The organism is Embleya sp. NPDC005575 (genome assembly GCF_040605455.1).
Taxonomy (GTDB): Bacteria; Actinomycetota; Actinomycetes; order Streptomycetales; family Streptomycetaceae; genus Embleya.
Window position 1 is genome coordinate 1 of record NZ_JBEXCV010000028.1, and the last position, 14,685, is coordinate 14,685.

14 protein-coding genes are annotated in these 14,685 nt (G+C 71.0%); 3 read left to right on the forward strand and 11 right to left on the reverse strand.

Annotated features, from left to right (window positions below):
* Positions 1-26: 26 nt before the first annotated feature.
* The 6 genes from ABZS54_RS12425 to ABZS54_RS12450 form a co-directional block, all read right to left on the reverse strand.
* The gene (locus ABZS54_RS12425; RefSeq protein WP_355533960.1) at positions 27-1,310 is read right to left on the reverse strand and encodes a TQO small subunit DoxD; all 1,284 of its coding nucleotides are present in this window, start codon (positions 1,308-1,310) and stop codon (positions 27-29) included.
* A gap of 83 nt (positions 1,311-1,393) precedes the next feature.
* Positions 1,394-2,371, reverse strand: coding sequence for a 23S rRNA (guanosine(2251)-2'-O)-methyltransferase RlmB (gene rlmB / locus ABZS54_RS12430; protein ID WP_355533962.1), 978 nt, complete (start codon positions 2,369-2,371; stop codon positions 1,394-1,396).
* 135 nt (positions 2,372-2,506) lie between these two features.
* Positions 2,507-3,916, reverse strand: coding sequence for a cysteine--tRNA ligase (cysS, locus tag ABZS54_RS12435; protein ID WP_355533964.1), 1,410 nt, complete (start codon positions 3,914-3,916; stop codon positions 2,507-2,509).
* Between the two features lie 80 nt (positions 3,917-3,996).
* On the reverse strand, positions 3,997-4,494 hold the full coding sequence (ispF, locus tag ABZS54_RS12440) for a 2-C-methyl-D-erythritol 2,4-cyclodiphosphate synthase (protein WP_355533966.1): 498 nt from the start codon (positions 4,492-4,494) through the stop codon (positions 3,997-3,999).
* Positions 4,484-5,281: a 2-C-methyl-D-erythritol 4-phosphate cytidylyltransferase gene (ispD, locus tag ABZS54_RS12445; RefSeq protein WP_355533968.1), complete on the reverse strand. Its 798-nt coding sequence runs from the start codon at positions 5,279-5,281 to the stop codon at positions 4,484-4,486. The genes ispF and ispD overlap by 11 nt, the downstream gene beginning before the upstream one ends.
* A gap of 57 nt (positions 5,282-5,338) precedes the next feature.
* Positions 5,339-5,821: a CarD family transcriptional regulator gene (locus ABZS54_RS12450; RefSeq protein ID WP_020552233.1), complete on the reverse strand. Its 483-nt coding sequence runs from the start codon at positions 5,819-5,821 to the stop codon at positions 5,339-5,341.
* A 386-nt stretch (positions 5,822-6,207) separates the two neighbouring features.
* Between ABZS54_RS12450 and ABZS54_RS12455 the strand changes: the two genes are divergently transcribed.
* Positions 6,208-6,882 carry a hypothetical protein gene (locus ABZS54_RS12455; RefSeq protein WP_355533970.1) on the forward strand — a complete coding sequence of 225 codons (675 nt, stop codon included), beginning with the start codon at positions 6,208-6,210 and terminating at the stop codon, positions 6,880-6,882.
* Between the two features lie 115 nt (positions 6,883-6,997).
* On the opposite strand, the gene ABZS54_RS12460 is transcribed toward ABZS54_RS12455, so the two are convergent.
* The 5 genes from ABZS54_RS12460 to mshA all read right to left on the reverse strand — a co-directional run bounded on the left by ABZS54_RS12460 (position 6,998) and on the right by mshA (position 11,902).
* The gene (locus ABZS54_RS12460; RefSeq protein WP_020552235.1) at positions 6,998-7,678 is read right to left on the reverse strand and encodes a response regulator transcription factor; all 681 of its coding nucleotides are present in this window, start codon (positions 7,676-7,678) and stop codon (positions 6,998-7,000) included.
* Positions 7,675-8,865, reverse strand: coding sequence for an ATP-binding protein (locus tag ABZS54_RS12465; protein WP_355533972.1), 1,191 nt, complete (start codon positions 8,863-8,865; stop codon positions 7,675-7,677). The genes ABZS54_RS12460 and ABZS54_RS12465 overlap by 4 nt, the downstream gene beginning before the upstream one ends.
* A gap of 353 nt (positions 8,866-9,218) precedes the next feature.
* Complete coding sequence (locus ABZS54_RS12470; protein ID WP_355533974.1) at positions 9,219-9,977, reverse strand: phosphoglyceromutase; 759 nt, start codon at positions 9,975-9,977, stop codon at positions 9,219-9,221.
* Positions 9,978-10,044: 67 nt separating this feature from the next.
* Positions 10,045-10,563 carry a YbjN domain-containing protein gene (locus ABZS54_RS12475; protein ID WP_355533976.1) on the reverse strand — a complete coding sequence of 173 codons (519 nt, stop codon included), beginning with the start codon at positions 10,561-10,563 and terminating at the stop codon, positions 10,045-10,047.
* Positions 10,564-10,582: 19 nt separating this feature from the next.
* The gene (gene mshA / locus ABZS54_RS12480) at positions 10,583-11,902 is read right to left on the reverse strand and encodes a D-inositol-3-phosphate glycosyltransferase (RefSeq protein WP_355533978.1); all 1,320 of its coding nucleotides are present in this window, start codon (positions 11,900-11,902) and stop codon (positions 10,583-10,585) included.
* Between the two features lie 228 nt (positions 11,903-12,130).
* Here mshA and ABZS54_RS12485 point away from each other — a divergent pair, with 228 nt between their 5' ends.
* A complete protein-coding gene (locus tag ABZS54_RS12485) occupies positions 12,131-13,015 on the forward strand; it encodes a class I SAM-dependent methyltransferase (RefSeq protein WP_355533980.1) in 885 nt (294 codons plus the stop codon).
* Between the two features lie 290 nt (positions 13,016-13,305).
* Positions 13,306-14,652: an NlpC/P60 family protein gene (locus ABZS54_RS12490; RefSeq protein ID WP_355533982.1), complete on the forward strand. Its 1,347-nt coding sequence runs from the start codon at positions 13,306-13,308 to the stop codon at positions 14,650-14,652.
* The last annotated feature ends 33 nt before the right edge of the window (positions 14,653-14,685 follow it).

Here is a 14,685-nt window from a genome sequence, read left to right on the forward strand (position 1 = left end):
CCCTGCGGCACGTCGTGCTTGCGAGGTCAGCCGAGCAGGCCGCCCAGCGGCCTGCCGCCGCTGCCGGCGGGCCGGGGCGCGCCACCGGAGGAACCGGCGGTCGAGCCCGTGGAGCCGGCCGACCCGGCGACCGACGTCGAGGGACGGGCCGACTTCTTCTCCGTGCCACCCTCGGGCGAGGCCGACCTGGCCGCGCCCGTGCCGGTTTTGCCGGTGGGCGAGGGCGTGCTCGTCGCGCGCGGCGCGCTCTGCGGCTGCGCGTTCTCCCGGCCCGGCACGGGCGCCGTCGAGGGCTCGGTCACCGGCGGACGCGGCTGGGTGGCCACCGCACCGCCGTGCTGCCCGGCCTCGGGAGCGAGCGGGGCGGTGGAGGCGGCGGGCTGCTCCAGGTCGCCGACCCGCCCGGTGTCCGACTCGTCGAGATGCCGGTGACCGCCGCCGAGCAACGAGCCCGCGAGCAGCGTCGTGCCGACCCCCGCGCAGGCGAGCATCGAGCCGTAGCCGAGCTTGCGTCGCCGGGCCCGCACCGGCGTGATGATCGGACCGCGCCAGGTGCGCAGCGACAACCACGCGTCCGCCGAGTACATCGGCGCTCCCGCCAGCGCCAGCGGGCTGAACGCGGCCAGGAACACCACGTAGGGCGCGTGATAGGGCGAGGACCCGGTGCCCACCGCGATCAGCACGCCCAGCGACAGCAGCATGCCGAGCAGGCCCACGAGCCGGGTCCACAGCCCCAGCACGATCGCGAAGCCGACCACCACCTGCCCGAAGGCGAACAGCAGGCCGGCCCCGATCGCGTGGTCGGCGGCCAGGTCCATCACGGACGGCGACAGACTGCCGTCGCGCAGCACCCCGATCCGATGCCCGAACGAGTCGGTCGAGCTCGGATCCAGGAAGCCCGGCGCGTAGAGCTTGCGCAGCCCCTCGACGAGGAATGCCCCGCCCAGGAACAGCCGCAGCGGCAACAGCACCGTGCCGCCCTGGAGGGTCGCCCGGCGCCCGTGCGCGGGCACCGGCGTCGCGGTGCCGTCCCGCTCGCGCCCGGCGCCCGGGTCGCGACGCGCGGGCGGCACCCGCCGCCGGGGTGCGTCGTCCCGGATCACCGGCAGTCGCGTGGTGGCGTCGTCCGCCGGCCCACGCACTCCGGGCACGGGTTTGCCGGTGCCGCCGGTTCCGGGACCGGCGATCACCACCCGCAGGGTCTTCGAGGGGGTGGCGACCGACGCCGGATCGCCGGGGTCGCGCACCGCCGAGGGCGAGGGCAACAGCCCGACAGCACCGCCGAAGCTGCCTTCCGTTCTGGTGTCCACGCATCAATAACCGCGCGAGGTCCCCCGAGGATGCGGTCCTTCGCGTATTACCCGATGCGGGCCCGCTCAGCCCCCGCGCGGCGCTACACTGCGCGGCGCCTGGCCACCTCGTAGAGCACGATGCTCGCCGCGACACCGGCGTTGAGCGACTCGTTGCCGCCCGCCATCGGGATCCGCACGGTGATGTCACAGGTCTCCTGGACCAGCCGGCCCAGGCCCTTGCCCTCGGAACCGACGACCACCACGATCGGGTCGGTCGCCGCCGCCAACTCCTCCAGCGAGATGTCCCCGTCGGCGGCGAGGCCGACCACGGTCAGGCCCGCCTTCTTGTAGGCCTCCAGGGCGCGGGTGAGGTTGGCCGCCCGGGCCACCGGCACCCGCGTGGCCGCACCCGCCGAGGACTTCCAGGCGCCCGCGGTCATCCCGGCCGCACGCCGCTCCGGTACGACCACGCCGTGGCCGCCGAAGGCCGCCGCGGAGCGGATCACCGCCCCGAGGTTGCGCGGGTCGGTGACGCTGTCGAGCGCCACGATGATCGGCGTCTCGCCCCGGTCGTGCGCCTCGACCACCAGGTCGTCCGGATGCGCGTACTCGTACGGCGGCATCTGCAGGACCAGGCCCTGGTGGATCGCGCCGTCGGTCATCCGGTCCAGTTCGGGACGCGGGATCTCCATCAGCGGGATGCCCCGGACGTTGGCGATCTTCATCGCCTCGCGCACCCGGTCGTCGCTGTCGATGTACTGCGCGATGAACAGCGACGTGGCCGGCGCGTCGGCGCGCAGCACCTCGAGCACCGAGTTGCGGCCCGCGACCAGCTCGTTCGAGCTCTTGCCGCCGCGCCCGGGACGGCCACCGGGGGCTCGTCGAGCGGCCGGCGTCGCGGCCTTGCGCTTGGCGGCGGCGTTGGCGGCGCGCTGCTTGGCATGCCCCTTGCGCATCTCCGCGGGCGGCGTCGGCCCCTTGCCCTTGAGCGCCCGGCGGCTGTGCCCACCAGTACCGACCGAGGGCCCCTTCTTGCTTCCCTCGTTGCGCTTGTTACGGCGCTCCGTGTTGCCGGCCATGACGGGTACATCCCTTCGTTGCGATCCCCGGCCGCTCCGGAGGGCGACCGCACTACAACCGTACGGCCGGCCCGCCACCTCGTGGCGATCCGGCCGTACGGCACGTTCTCGTCGGGCGCTGGGGCCCTTGCGGACTCAGTCCCGGTGCAGCGTCCACCGGGGGCCGTTGGGGGTGTCCTCCACCACGATCCCGGCGGCCGTGAGGCTGTCCCGGACCGCGTCCGCCGCGGCGTAGTCCTTGCGGGCCCGCGCCGCCTCGCGCTGCTGGAGGGCGAGCTTGACCAGGTGGTCGACCACCCCGCGCAGCTCGTCCGAACGGCCGGCCGAGGCGCCCGCCGTCCACTGCTCCGACAGCGGGTCCATGCCGAGCACACCCAGCATCGCCCGGACGTCCGCCGCATGCCGCACGACGGCGTCCTTGTCACCCGCCGCCAGTGCGGTGTTTCCGTCGCGCACGGTGTTGTGCACGACCGCCATCGCCTGCGGCACGCCCAGGTCGTCGTCCATCGCCGCCGCGAACACCGCCGGCACCCGCGCCGCCGGTTCGATCGCCCCGGTCTGCTCGCCCGCGCGCTCCAGGAATCCCTCGATCCGCCCGAACGAGACCTCGGCCTCGCGCAGGGCCTCCTCGCTGTACTCGATCATCGACCGGTAGTGCGGGGTGGCCAGGTAGTACCGCAGGACCAGCGGCGACCAGCGCTTGAGCATCTCCGTCACGAGCACGGAGTTCCCGAGCGACTTGCTCATCTTCTCACCGCTGAGGGTGACCCAGGCGTTGTGCATCCAGTAGTTGGCGAACGGGTCGCCCGCCGCCTTGGACTGGGCGATCTCGTTCTCGTGGTGCGGGAACACCAGGTCCAGCCCGCCGCCGTGGATGTCGAACGCGGGCCCCAGGTACTTGTGCGCCATCGCGGAGCACTCCAGGTGCCACCCCGGACGACCCTGCCCCCACGGCGTCTCCCACGAGGGCTCGCCGGGCTTGGCCGACTTCCACAGCGCGAAGTCGCGCCGATCCCGCTTGCCGGCCGCCCCCGCGCCCGCGTCCTCCGCCTCGCGCATCGCGTCCGGCTTCTGCCCGGAGAGCGCGCCGTAGGCGGGGAACGAGGAAACGTCGAAGTACACGTCGCCACCGGACGGGTAGGCATGCCCTGTCGCGATCAGCCGCTCCATCATCGCGATCATCTCGGGGATGTGCCCGGTAGCCCGGGGCTCCACCGTCGAGGGCAGGCAGCCGAGCGCGGTGTAGGCGTCCGCGAAGGCGCGCTCGTTGGTCTGCGCGAGCTGCCAGGACGGAATCTCCTGCGCGCAGGACTTCGCGATGATCTTGTCGTCGATGTCCGTGACGTTGCGGCAGAACACGACGTCGTTGCCGCGGTGGGCGAACCACCGGCGCAGCACGTCGAAGTTCAGCCCCGATCGAATGTGCCCGATGTGCGGCGGCGCCTGCACGGTGGCACCACACAAGTAGATCGAGACCTGTCCCTCGACAAGCGGCACGAAGTCCCGGACCGTGCGGGTGCTGGTGTCGTACAGGCGCATGCTCACACGCGCAAGCTTAGAGCGTCGCGGCGGCGTGGCGTTCCCCGTTATCCCTCGGTTCGGACAACGATCACGGCCGGTGCGGCTCAGGCCGCGACCACGAGCGCGGTGGCGATCGCGGCCACCCCCTCGGCCCGCCCGGTCAGGCCGAGCCCGTCGGTGGTGGTGCCGGACACCGACACCGGCGCACCGACCGCGGCCGACAGCGCGGCCTCGGCCTCGGCCCGGCGCCGGCCAACCTTCGGCCGCACCCCGATCACCTGCACCGCGACGTTGCCGATCTCGAACCCGGCCGCGCGCACCAGCCGCGCCGCCTCGGTCAACAAGGTCACCCCGGACGCCCCCGACCACTGTGGCCTCGAGGTACCGAAGTGCGCACCCAGATCGCCGATCCCGGCCGCCGAGAACAACGCGTCACACGCGGCGTGCGCGACCACGTCGGCGTCCGAGTGTCCGGCCAGCCCGGTCTCCCCGGGCCAGTGCAGACCGGCCACCCACAGCTCGCGGCCCTCCTCGAAGGCGTGCACGTCCACCCCGATCCCGGTGCGGGGCAGCACGACGCGGGGAGTGTGTTCACCGGGCAACGTCGATCTCCGTACTCTCCACGCCGGTCGCCGGCCCGTCCGCCGCCTCCGCGCGGCGGGCCAACAGCGCGCCGGCGAGCAACAGGTCGAACGGGCGGGTCACCTTGAACGCCTCTTCGGAACCGGGCACCACCACGACCGTGCCGCCGAGGCGTTCGACCATGCCCGCATCGTCGGTCGCACCCTCCCCGCCGAACTCTCCGGCCTCGGCGTGCGCGCGCGCCAGCACGGCCCGCCGAAAGCCCTGCGGGGTCTGAACGGCGCGCAGCAGCGACCGGTCGACCGTGCGCACCACCGTCTCCGCGCCGTCGGCCGAGGAAACCTCTTTGACCGTGTCCACCACGGGCAACGCGGGCACCACCGCGTCGGCCCCGTCGGTGACGGCGGCGATCACCGCCTCCACCACCCGGGCCGGCACGAACGGCCGCGCGGCGTCGTGCACGAGCACGACGTCGTACTCGGGCGACACGGCAGCCAGCGCCAATCGCACCGATTCCTGGCGTGTCGCACCGCCGGCAACCACCCGAACGGGTGATTTCGCCGGCAAATGCGCACGCAAAAGATCCCCGACACCGGCGACACCGTCCGGCGGTGCGGCGACCACGACCGCGGTTACCCCGCGGGCGGCCAACAGCGACCGGACGGCGTGCACCAGCATCGGGATGTCCCCAAGCTCACGCAACGCCTTGGGCGCACCGGGACCGAGCCGTTCACCACGCCCTGCAGCGGGCACAAGGACCGCAGCGTTCAACGAAGTCCCCTCAAACCACCCGGGCGCCGACGCCACATGGCGTCGACACCGCACCGGCGGATTCGTCCGTCATCGACGGGCGGATCCTACGGCTCAGGAAGCCAGAACCTCGTCGAGAATGGCCTCGGCCTTGTCCTCGTTCGTGTTCTCGGCAAGCGCCAACTCGCTCACCAAGATCTGCCGAGCCTTTGCCAGCATGCGCTTTTCGCCTGCCGACAGGCCGCGGTCACGCTCGCGGCGCCATAGATCGCGCACGACCTCCGCGACCTTGATAACGTCACCGGAAGCGAGCTTTTCCAAGTTCGCCTTGTAACGTCGTGACCAGTTCGTCGGTTCTTCGGTGTGCGGAGCGCGCAGCACCTCGAAGACGCGGTCGAGCCCTTCCTGGCCCACCACGTCCCGGACACCGACGAACTCCGCGTTGTCCGCAGGCACGCGGACGGTCAAATCACCCTGGGCGACCTTCAGCACCAAATAGGTCTTGTCCACACCCTTGATCGTGCGCTGCTCGATCGCCTCGATCAGCGCGGCCCCGTGATGGGGGTAGACCACGGTGTCGCCAACCTTGAACGTCATGTGACAGGTACCCCTTCCGTGGCTTTCTAGGGTAACACGGGACACGCCCCTACTGAATGACGTTTGCGCAGGTCAGAGCCTTAGCCGGGGCTTGACAAGGGGCCCGTGGCCGTGCTGGGACAGGGAACCCCACACCCGCAGGACTCGAACAAGTAGGACAAATAGCTTTTCCTGGTCGCGAGCCGGCCGCTCTCGGGCGACCCATATGTCACACGGGTCCCAGTGGTGTCGATCCCGCGTTCGAGGTCATCGCGCCGACCCGGCCAGGTCGAAGCCGAACTGCGGCGCGGTGAGCCGCGTACAAGTCGTCAGCTCGGGCTGAGTACGCTGTCCCCGGTCGTCCTGACCGGTCCTCGATCCAAGATCTTCAAGGAGATGCCGCCGCCGTGAGCCGCAGCCTTCGACGCGGCGCCCTCGCCGCCACCGTCGCCGTCGTCCTTCCCCTGGCCGCGGGCTGCGCCAGTGGCAAGGACGCCGAGACCAACAAGATCCAGCCCGACACCGTCAATGCGGCGTTCGGCTCGCTCAAGATCCAGAACGTCCAGCTGGTGACGGGCGACCCGGGCAAGCGCTTGGTCGCGCTCGGTGGTGCGCTGTTCAACGAGGGCACCACGCCCGAGACGGTCACCAAGGTGACGGTCGACGGCGCGGGTCAGGCGCTGGGCGGTCCGCTGACCATCCCGGCCGGCGGCGCCGTGTACATGGTCGACCCGCCCAAGGGTGTGGCCCCGAACAGCCCGCAGGGCAAGGCATACCTCGGCCCGTTGGTCTTCCCGAACGCCAATGTGGAAGCCGGCACGTTCCGCCGGGTGACCTTCGCGTTCGGCGCCGCCGGCGAGACCTCGGTGGACGTGTCGGTGCACTCGCCGTCGAGCTACTTCGCGCAGCTCAAGCCGACCCCGGCGTTCACCTCGCCGCCGCCGGCCCCGCCCGCCCTGCCGACCCAGGCGGCACCCACCACAGGTGCTCCCGGCACCGGGGCTCCCGCCAACAGCGCGGGCAACGTTGGTGCGACCGGCACCCCGCCGCGCAACAGCTCGTCGGCCCCGGCCGGCGGCTGACCGCACCCCGTACTCGTACGACGGGCACATACGACGGCGCCCGCGCTGCCCCCCGGACAACGGTGGGCGGCGCGGGCGCCGTCGTATGGAGGGGGCGGTGCCGCCCCCGGCCCGGTCAGGGCTCGAACTTGTACCCCAGACCGCGCACCGTGACCAGGTAGCGCGGGGCACCCGGGTCCGGCTCGATCTTGGCGCGCAGCCGCTTCACGTGCACGTCCAGCGTCTTGGTGTCGCCGACGTAGCCGACACCCCACACCCGGTCGATCAGCTGCATCCGGGTCAGCACTCGGCCGGCATTGCGCAGCAGCACTTCGAGCAGGTCGAACTCCTTGAGCGGGAGGTCGATCCGCCGACCCTCCACGGTGACCCGATGCGCCTCCACGTCGAGCCGCACCGGCCCGGCCTCGATCGCCCGGGGCTCGTCGGTGGGTTCGCCGCCCTGGCGCCGCAGCACGGCGCGGATCCGGGCGATCAGCTCGCGCGTGGAATACGGCTTGGTGACGTAGTCGTCGGCGCCGATCTCCAGGCCGACGACCTTGTCCACCTCGCTGTCCTTGGCCGTCACCATGATGACCGGCACGTTGGACTTGGCCCTGAGCCCGCGGAACACCTCCGTGCCGGGCAGCCCGGGCAGCATCAGGTCGAGCAGCACCAGGTCGGCGCCGCCCTGGTCGAACAGCTCCAAGGCCTCGGGTCCGGTGGCGGCGACGGCCACCTCGAAGCCTTCCTTGCGAAGCATGTACGACAGCGCGTCGCTGAAGGACTCTTCATCTTCGACGACGAGCACACGGGTCATCGTGAAGCCTCCATGGATGGGGTCGACGATGTCATCGACATCGATTGAGAGGTACTGGACTTGAAAGGCAGCACCAGGGTGAAGGTGGAACCCACACCCTCCAGGCTGCGCACGGTTACCTCTCCCCCGTGGCCCGCCGCGATGTGCTTGACGATGGACAGACCCAAACCGGTACCGCCGGTGGCCCGCGAACGGGCCGGATCGACGCGGTAGAACCGCTCGAAAATTCGGTCCAGGTCGCGCTGGGGAATGCCCAGCCCCTGGTCGGAAACGGTGATGACGGCCATCCGCGCCTCGGCTCTGACCTCGATGTCGACCCTCGTCCGCGCGGGACTGTAGTTGACCGCGTTCTCGACGAGGTTGCCCACCGCCATCACCAGTTGATTGTGGTCCCCCGGCACGATCAGCTCGCGATCTCCGCCGATGGCCAGGGTGATCTGCTTGGATTCGGCGGCCTGTCGGCAGCGGTCGGCGGCCTCGGCCACCAACTCGTCGAGCGGCACCGGACCCACGTGATGCAGCGGATGGTCGTTCTGCACCCGGGACAGATCGATCAGCTCCTGCACCAGGTTGGTCAGCCGGGCCGACTCGATCTGCATGCGACCCGCGAAGCGGATGATCGCCTCGGGGTCGTCGCTGGCGTCCATGACAGCCTCGGCCAGCAGCGACAGCGCGCCGACCGGGGTCTTGAGCTCATGGCTCACGTTGGCCACGAAGTCGCGGCGCACCGCGTCCACCCGGCGGGCCTCGGTACGGTCCTCGACCAGCAACAGCACCAGCCGCGACCCCAGCGGCGCGACCCGGGCGGACACCTCGAACTCGTGCGCCTCGCCGTCGGCGCGGGCCAACAACAGATCGCGCTGCCTTATCTCGCCGTCGCGTCTGGTCTCCTTCGCCATCGCGAGCAGATCGTCGGGCACCAGCTGGTCCCCGCGGACCAGGCCGAACTTGTAGGCCGCCGAACTCGCCTTCACGACGGTGTCGAACTCGTCCAGGACCACCGCCGAGGAGCGCAGCACGGACAACACCGTGGCCACTCCGGGCGGCAGCGACGTGGCAGCGGCGGCCGCCGCGGCCGTGCCTCTGCCCTGGGCTCGCTCACTCCAGCGGAAGGCCAGGGTGCCGGCCACACCCACGGCCAATCCGGATACAGCGGCCAAAGCAGCAGCAGCAACGTTCACGTCCACGTGTTCCAGGGTAGAGCTGCCCCGAACGGGTGAAACCGTCCAGAGGGTCCATCGTGCAGATCTTCATGTGTCGTTCATCCGTGCGCCACGCCTGTCACCGGTGATCGTTCGGAGGTCGTCATGTCCGACCCGCAGACCCCACCCCAGCCGCAGGCCCCCGCGCCGGGCTGCAACTGCCCGTCCAGCTGTGGCTGTGGCTGTAAGTCCGGTTCCGCATGCAATTGCGGAGGCAGTTGCGGTCGCTGAACCGGCGCTCGGGCCCACAAGCCCGGCGCGTGCGGGGCGCCCGACCCCTTCCGTGACAGGTGGGCGCCCCGTACGGAGCCGATGGGATGTTCACCCGATGTTCGTGTCTACTTGCGGCCCTGGTTCTTGACCGCCTCGATCGCGGCCGCGGCGGCCTCGGGGTCGAGGTAGCGCCCGCCCGGGGTGAGCGGGCGCAGGTTCGCGTCCAGCTCGTACAGCAGTGGGATGCCGGTGGGGATGTTCAGGCCCGCGATGTCGGCGTCCGAGATCTTGTCCAGGTGCTTGACCAGGGCGCGCAGCGAGTTGCCGTGCGCGGCGACCAAAACGGTGTCGCCGGCGAGCAGGTCCGGCACGATCGCGTCGTACCAGTACGGGAGCATGCGCTCGACGACATCCTTGAGGCACTCGGTGCGCGGCCGAATCTCCTCCGGCAACGACGCGTACCGGCGGTCGGCGAACTGCGAGTACTCGTCGTCGTCCGCGAGCGGCGGCGGCGGAGTGTCGTAGGAGCGACGCCAGAGCATGAACTGCTCCTCGCCGAACTCCTCAAGAGTCTGCTTCTTGTCCTTGCCCTGGAGGGCACCGTAGTGCCGCTCGTTGAGCCGCCACGAGCGACGCACCGGCAGCCAGTTCAGGTCGGCCACGTCCAGCGCGAGCTGGGCGGTGCGGATCGCGCGGCGCTGCAGGGAGGTGTGCAGAACGTCCGGCAGCACGCCCGCGTCGAGCAGCAGCTGCCCGCCGCGCGCGGCCTCCTTCTCACCCTTGTCGGTCAGGTCGACATCGACCCAGCCGGTGAAAAGTCCGGCTTCGTTCCACTTGCTTTCGCCATGCCGCAGAAGGATCAGTTTGTAGAGAGCATCAGCCATGCCCAGGAGCCTAATCGAGGCGATCGGGCACCCGGGCACGACCTTTGTGCCGTGGTCGGGCGGTTCGCTATTCGCGGTTCTCCGGGGCCGCGAAGCGGGCGAAGGCTTCCAGGTTGCGCAGGGACTCGCCGCGTTCGACGCGCCAGTCCCATTCGCGGCGGATCGAACCGGCGAAACCGATCTCCAGAAGGGTGTTGAAGCTGTCGTCGGCGGCTTGGAGCACGACGCCCAGGATCCGGTCGACCTCGTCGACGCTGACTGCGGCCAGTGGCAGCCGGCCGTTCAGGTAGACGTCGCCGAGGTTGTCCACGGCGAAGGCCACGCCGTACATCCGCACGTTGCGCTCGAGGAGCCAGCGGTAGAAGGCGGCGTGGTTCTCGTCCGCGTGCCGGATCACGAACGCGCTCACCGCCAGGGTGTGTGCGCCCACCGTGAGCGAGAGCGCCGTCTTGAGCTTGCGTGTGCCCGGCAGCACCGCGACGAACGTGGTCGGCGCGGACTGCTCCCATTCGATGCCGGCGTCCTTCAGGGCCGCGCGGACGGTCTCCGCGGCCCGATCCTGTTCGGCTTCCACGACGTACCCCATTCGTCTCGACGCCTCGACGCTACTGCCCGCCCACGACCCGCCCACGCGGGGCCGCGCTGCGGGCCAGCGTGTCGGCGTAGACCTCGGCCATCGAGGCCGCCGCCGAGGACCACCCGAAGGCCGCCGCGTGCCGGACCGCGCCGTCCGAGTAGTCCTCGCGCAGTCGGGGGGCGCGGATCAGGTCGCGCAGGGCCAGGCCGTAGTCCACCGGGTTGTGGCCGCGGACCAGGGTGCCGGAGACGCCGTCGCGCACGGCGGTGGGCAGGCCGCCGACCGCCGCCGCGACCACGGGGGTCCCGCAGGCCTGGGCCTCGATGGCCACCAGGCCGAAGGATTCGTTGTAGGAGGGCACCACCGCGACGGTGGCCGCGCGGTACCAGTCCGCCAGCACGTCCTGCCGGACCGGCCGCTGGAACCGGACCACGTCGTGGATGCCCAGCGTCGCGGCCAGTTTGTGCAGGTGTTCCGGCGCCGCCATGCCGTTGCCGCTGGGCCCGCCGACCACCGCGACCACGAGCGAGTCGCGCAGCGCGGGGTCGGCCTGCAACAGGTGGGCGATCGCGTACAGCAGTACGTCGGGGGCCTTGAGCGGCTGGATGCGACCGGCGAACAGGATCACCGTGGCGTCCACCGGCACCCCCAGCCGGCGGCGCGCGTCGGCCATGTCACCGGGGCGAAACGTCTCCAGGTCCACGCCCGGGTTGACCACCGCGACCTGCTCGGGGGCCGCGTCGTAGAGGTCGATCAGTTGATCGGCCTCCTCGATCGTGTTGGCAACCAGCCGGTCGGCCGCCTCGACCACCTGGGACTCGCCGATCACCCGGGCCCGGGGCTCGGGGGCGTCGCCGCCGGCCAGCGAGGCGTTCTTGACCTTGGCCATCGTGTGCATGGTGTGCACGAGCGGCACACCCCAGCGTTCCTTGGCCAGCCAGCCGACCTGACCGGAGAGCCAGTAGTGCGAGTGCACGAGGTCGTAGTGCCCCGGGTCGCGCATCGCCTCGGTGCGCAGCACCCCGGAGGTGAACGCGCACAGCTGGGCCGGCAGGTCCTCCTTGGACAGGCCCTCGTACGGCCCGGCGGTGACGTGTCGGACCAGGACCCCCGGTGCCATCTCGACCACCGGCGGCAGGTCGCTGCCGGTGGCGCGGGTGAATATCTCCACCTCGATGCCGAGCGCGGCCAGCCGCTTGCTCAGTTCGACGATGTAGACGTTCATGCCACCGGCGTCGCCGGTGCCGGGTTGGTGCAGCGGGGAGGTGTGAACGCTCAGCGTCGCGATTCGACGAGGTGCCCCCCGGCGCGCTCCCAATGTGATCGCGCGCTGGACGTGGTGGCTCACTCGTTGACCTCCCAGGCCGGCCCCGTGTCGTGTTGTCCGGTGTACAGAGCTACCACGTGTACACAGAGCTACTAGTTGTACCGAGCTACTACCGATCGTGGACCGCCCGTCCGTCATTGGCGGCCCAACTCAGGAACCAACCCATCGTGATGGAAGGGGATTCCCCCGGCGGAGTGTGATCCGGACCGCTCGCGGGGGCGGGTGGGGGTGTTCCCTTACCCTGCGAGCATGGGTACGCGCGGCATGTCGGGATTCGACACCCCGGGAGCGGGCGGCCGAGCCGTGTCCCGGACGCGGCCCAGCGGGGTGATCACCCGGGGCACCACCAATGCGAACCGGCTGCGCCGGGTGGACCGGTGGTTGACCGGGGTACACGGGCGGCTGCTGCGCGGCGCGGCCGATCCGCTGGTGGTCGACGTGGGCTACGGCGCATCACCGGTGACCACGCTCGAGATGCTTCGCCGGCTGCGCACGGTGCGCAGCGACGTCGCGGTGGTCGGGTTCGAGATCGATCCGGAGCGGGTGGCCGCGGCGCTCCCCCATGCCCAGGACGGGCTGAGCTTCGCCCGCGGCGGCTTCGAGGTGCCGCTGCCGGCCGGCCGGTCGGCGACCGCGATCCGCGCGTTCAACGTGCTCCGGCAGTACGAGGAGGACGCGGTGCCGGCGGCCTGGGCCCGGATGTGTGCGCGGCTGGCCCCGGAGGGGGTGCTCGTGGAGGGCACGTGCGACGAGTTGGGCCGGCGGGCGGTGTGGCTGGGCATCGGGTCGGACGCGCGGCCGCGCACGGTCACCTTCGCCACCCGGTTGTCCGGCTTCGGGCGCCCGTCCGAGTTGGCCGAGCGGCTGCCGAAGGCGTTGATCCACCGCAACGTGCCGGGCGAGCCGGTGCACGCGTTCCTGGCCGCGTTCGACCGGGCCTGGGATCTGCACGCGCCGCTGGCCGCGTTCGGCGCCCGACAGCGTTGGCTCGCGGCGACCGACACCCTGGCCCGGGACTGGCCGGTGTGCGATGGGCCGGCGCGTCGGCGACAGGGCGAGGTGACCGTGGCGTGGGCGGCGGTGGCTCCGCGCGGGGCCGAGATATCGACCCGCGCCATTGACGCATTCCGGTGACTCGTGTCCGATCCGGAACGGCGCATGAAATCTTGAGCACACCACGTTCACTTGATTGTGGTTCGGCTCGGCGTGTCGTCCGTGAATAGCCTGATTCGTCCGTTCCGATAACCGGACGATCACGAATTCTCCTCTGCCCATCGTCGCCGGAACATGCAAGGATCCGACGCTGAGTCGGGTCCTTGGGAACTGCCTTCCCGAGAACACCGGTTCCGGTTCGAGTCGACGTCGTCGGATGGAATCGGCCCGATACGTCGCAGGCGAGCATCGAGTTCCGAAAGGGCGAAAGCATGGTGAAACTCGGGGGCCGAATCGGCCTGCGAACCCGGGCTGTGACCAGCTGCGGCGCGGCGCTGTTGTGCGCGGCCCTGTTCGGCGGGAACGCGTGGGCGGACCCGGGTGTTCCGCCCGTACCGCCGGCCAATACCGCGATCACGTCCGTGCAGGATCTGCTGGCCGCCCAGGCCCGGGTACAGGAGTTGTACCGCCAGGCCGAGCAGGCCACCGAGCGCTACAACGCCACCACCGAACAGCTCGCTCGCACGCAGGTCAAGGCCAACGACGTCAACGCGGGCGTCGTGTGGGCCCGGCAGAACGTCGAGAAGGCCAAGGACGACCTCGGCCGGCTGGCCCGGTTGCAGTACACCACCCGCGGGATGGACCCGCTGCTCACCCTGATGTTGTCCTCGAACCCGCAGGGCTTCCTGCGCGACGCGCCGGCGTACGAGCACATCTCGCAGACGCAACTGGACACCATCACGCGGGCCAAACAGGCCGAACTCCAGCTCACCGCGATGCAAAAGAGCGCGGACACCCAGCTCGCCGAGAGCCGTCGGCTCGAGCAGGAGGCCGCCTCCAGCCGGGCCGACATCCAGACCCGGATCGCCGAGGCCGAGAAGATACTGGCGGGCCTGACGCCCGAGCAGCTCACCGAACTGGCCCGGATGGAGGCGCTGTCCGCGGAGGCCGGCCAGGCCCAGCTGAACACCCTGATCGGCAAGCCGGACCAACAGACCACCGCCAAGGCCGCGTTGGCCATCGCATTCGCGATCGACAAGATCGGCAAGCCCTACATCTGGGGCGGCGTGGGACCCGTGGGCTACGACTGCTCCGGTCTGACGTCGAAGGCATGGGCGTTCGCGGGGGTGCCGATCCGCCGCACCTCTCAAGAGCAGTGGGCGTCGCTGCCGCGCGTGCCGGTCGCCGACATGCGCCCGGGCGACCTGATCGTCTACTACTCCGACGCCAGCCACATCGGCATGTACCTGGGCAACGGCAAGATCGTGCACGCGCCGCGACCGGGCCGCACGATCACCGTGGCCAACGCCGGCTCGATGCCGATCCTCGGCGTGGTGCGTCCCGACGCGGGCGCGGGCACGGTGAACGCCCCGGCGATCCCCAACGTCCCGGCCCCGCCGCCGGCCAAGCCGCCGGCCAAGCCGCCGGTGACGACACCTCCGGTCACGCCGCCGGTGACCACTCCGCCGGTCACGACGCCGCCGACCACCGAGACGCCCACGACGCCGCCGCCGAGTTCGAAGCCGCCCACCTCGACGCCGCCGTCGACCGGCACTCCGAGCAGCTCGAAATCGGGCTCCCCGTCGGGCAGTGCCAAGGCCTCCGCGACCGGCACCTGACGAGATCCCGACATGCGGGTGGGCCGGATCTTC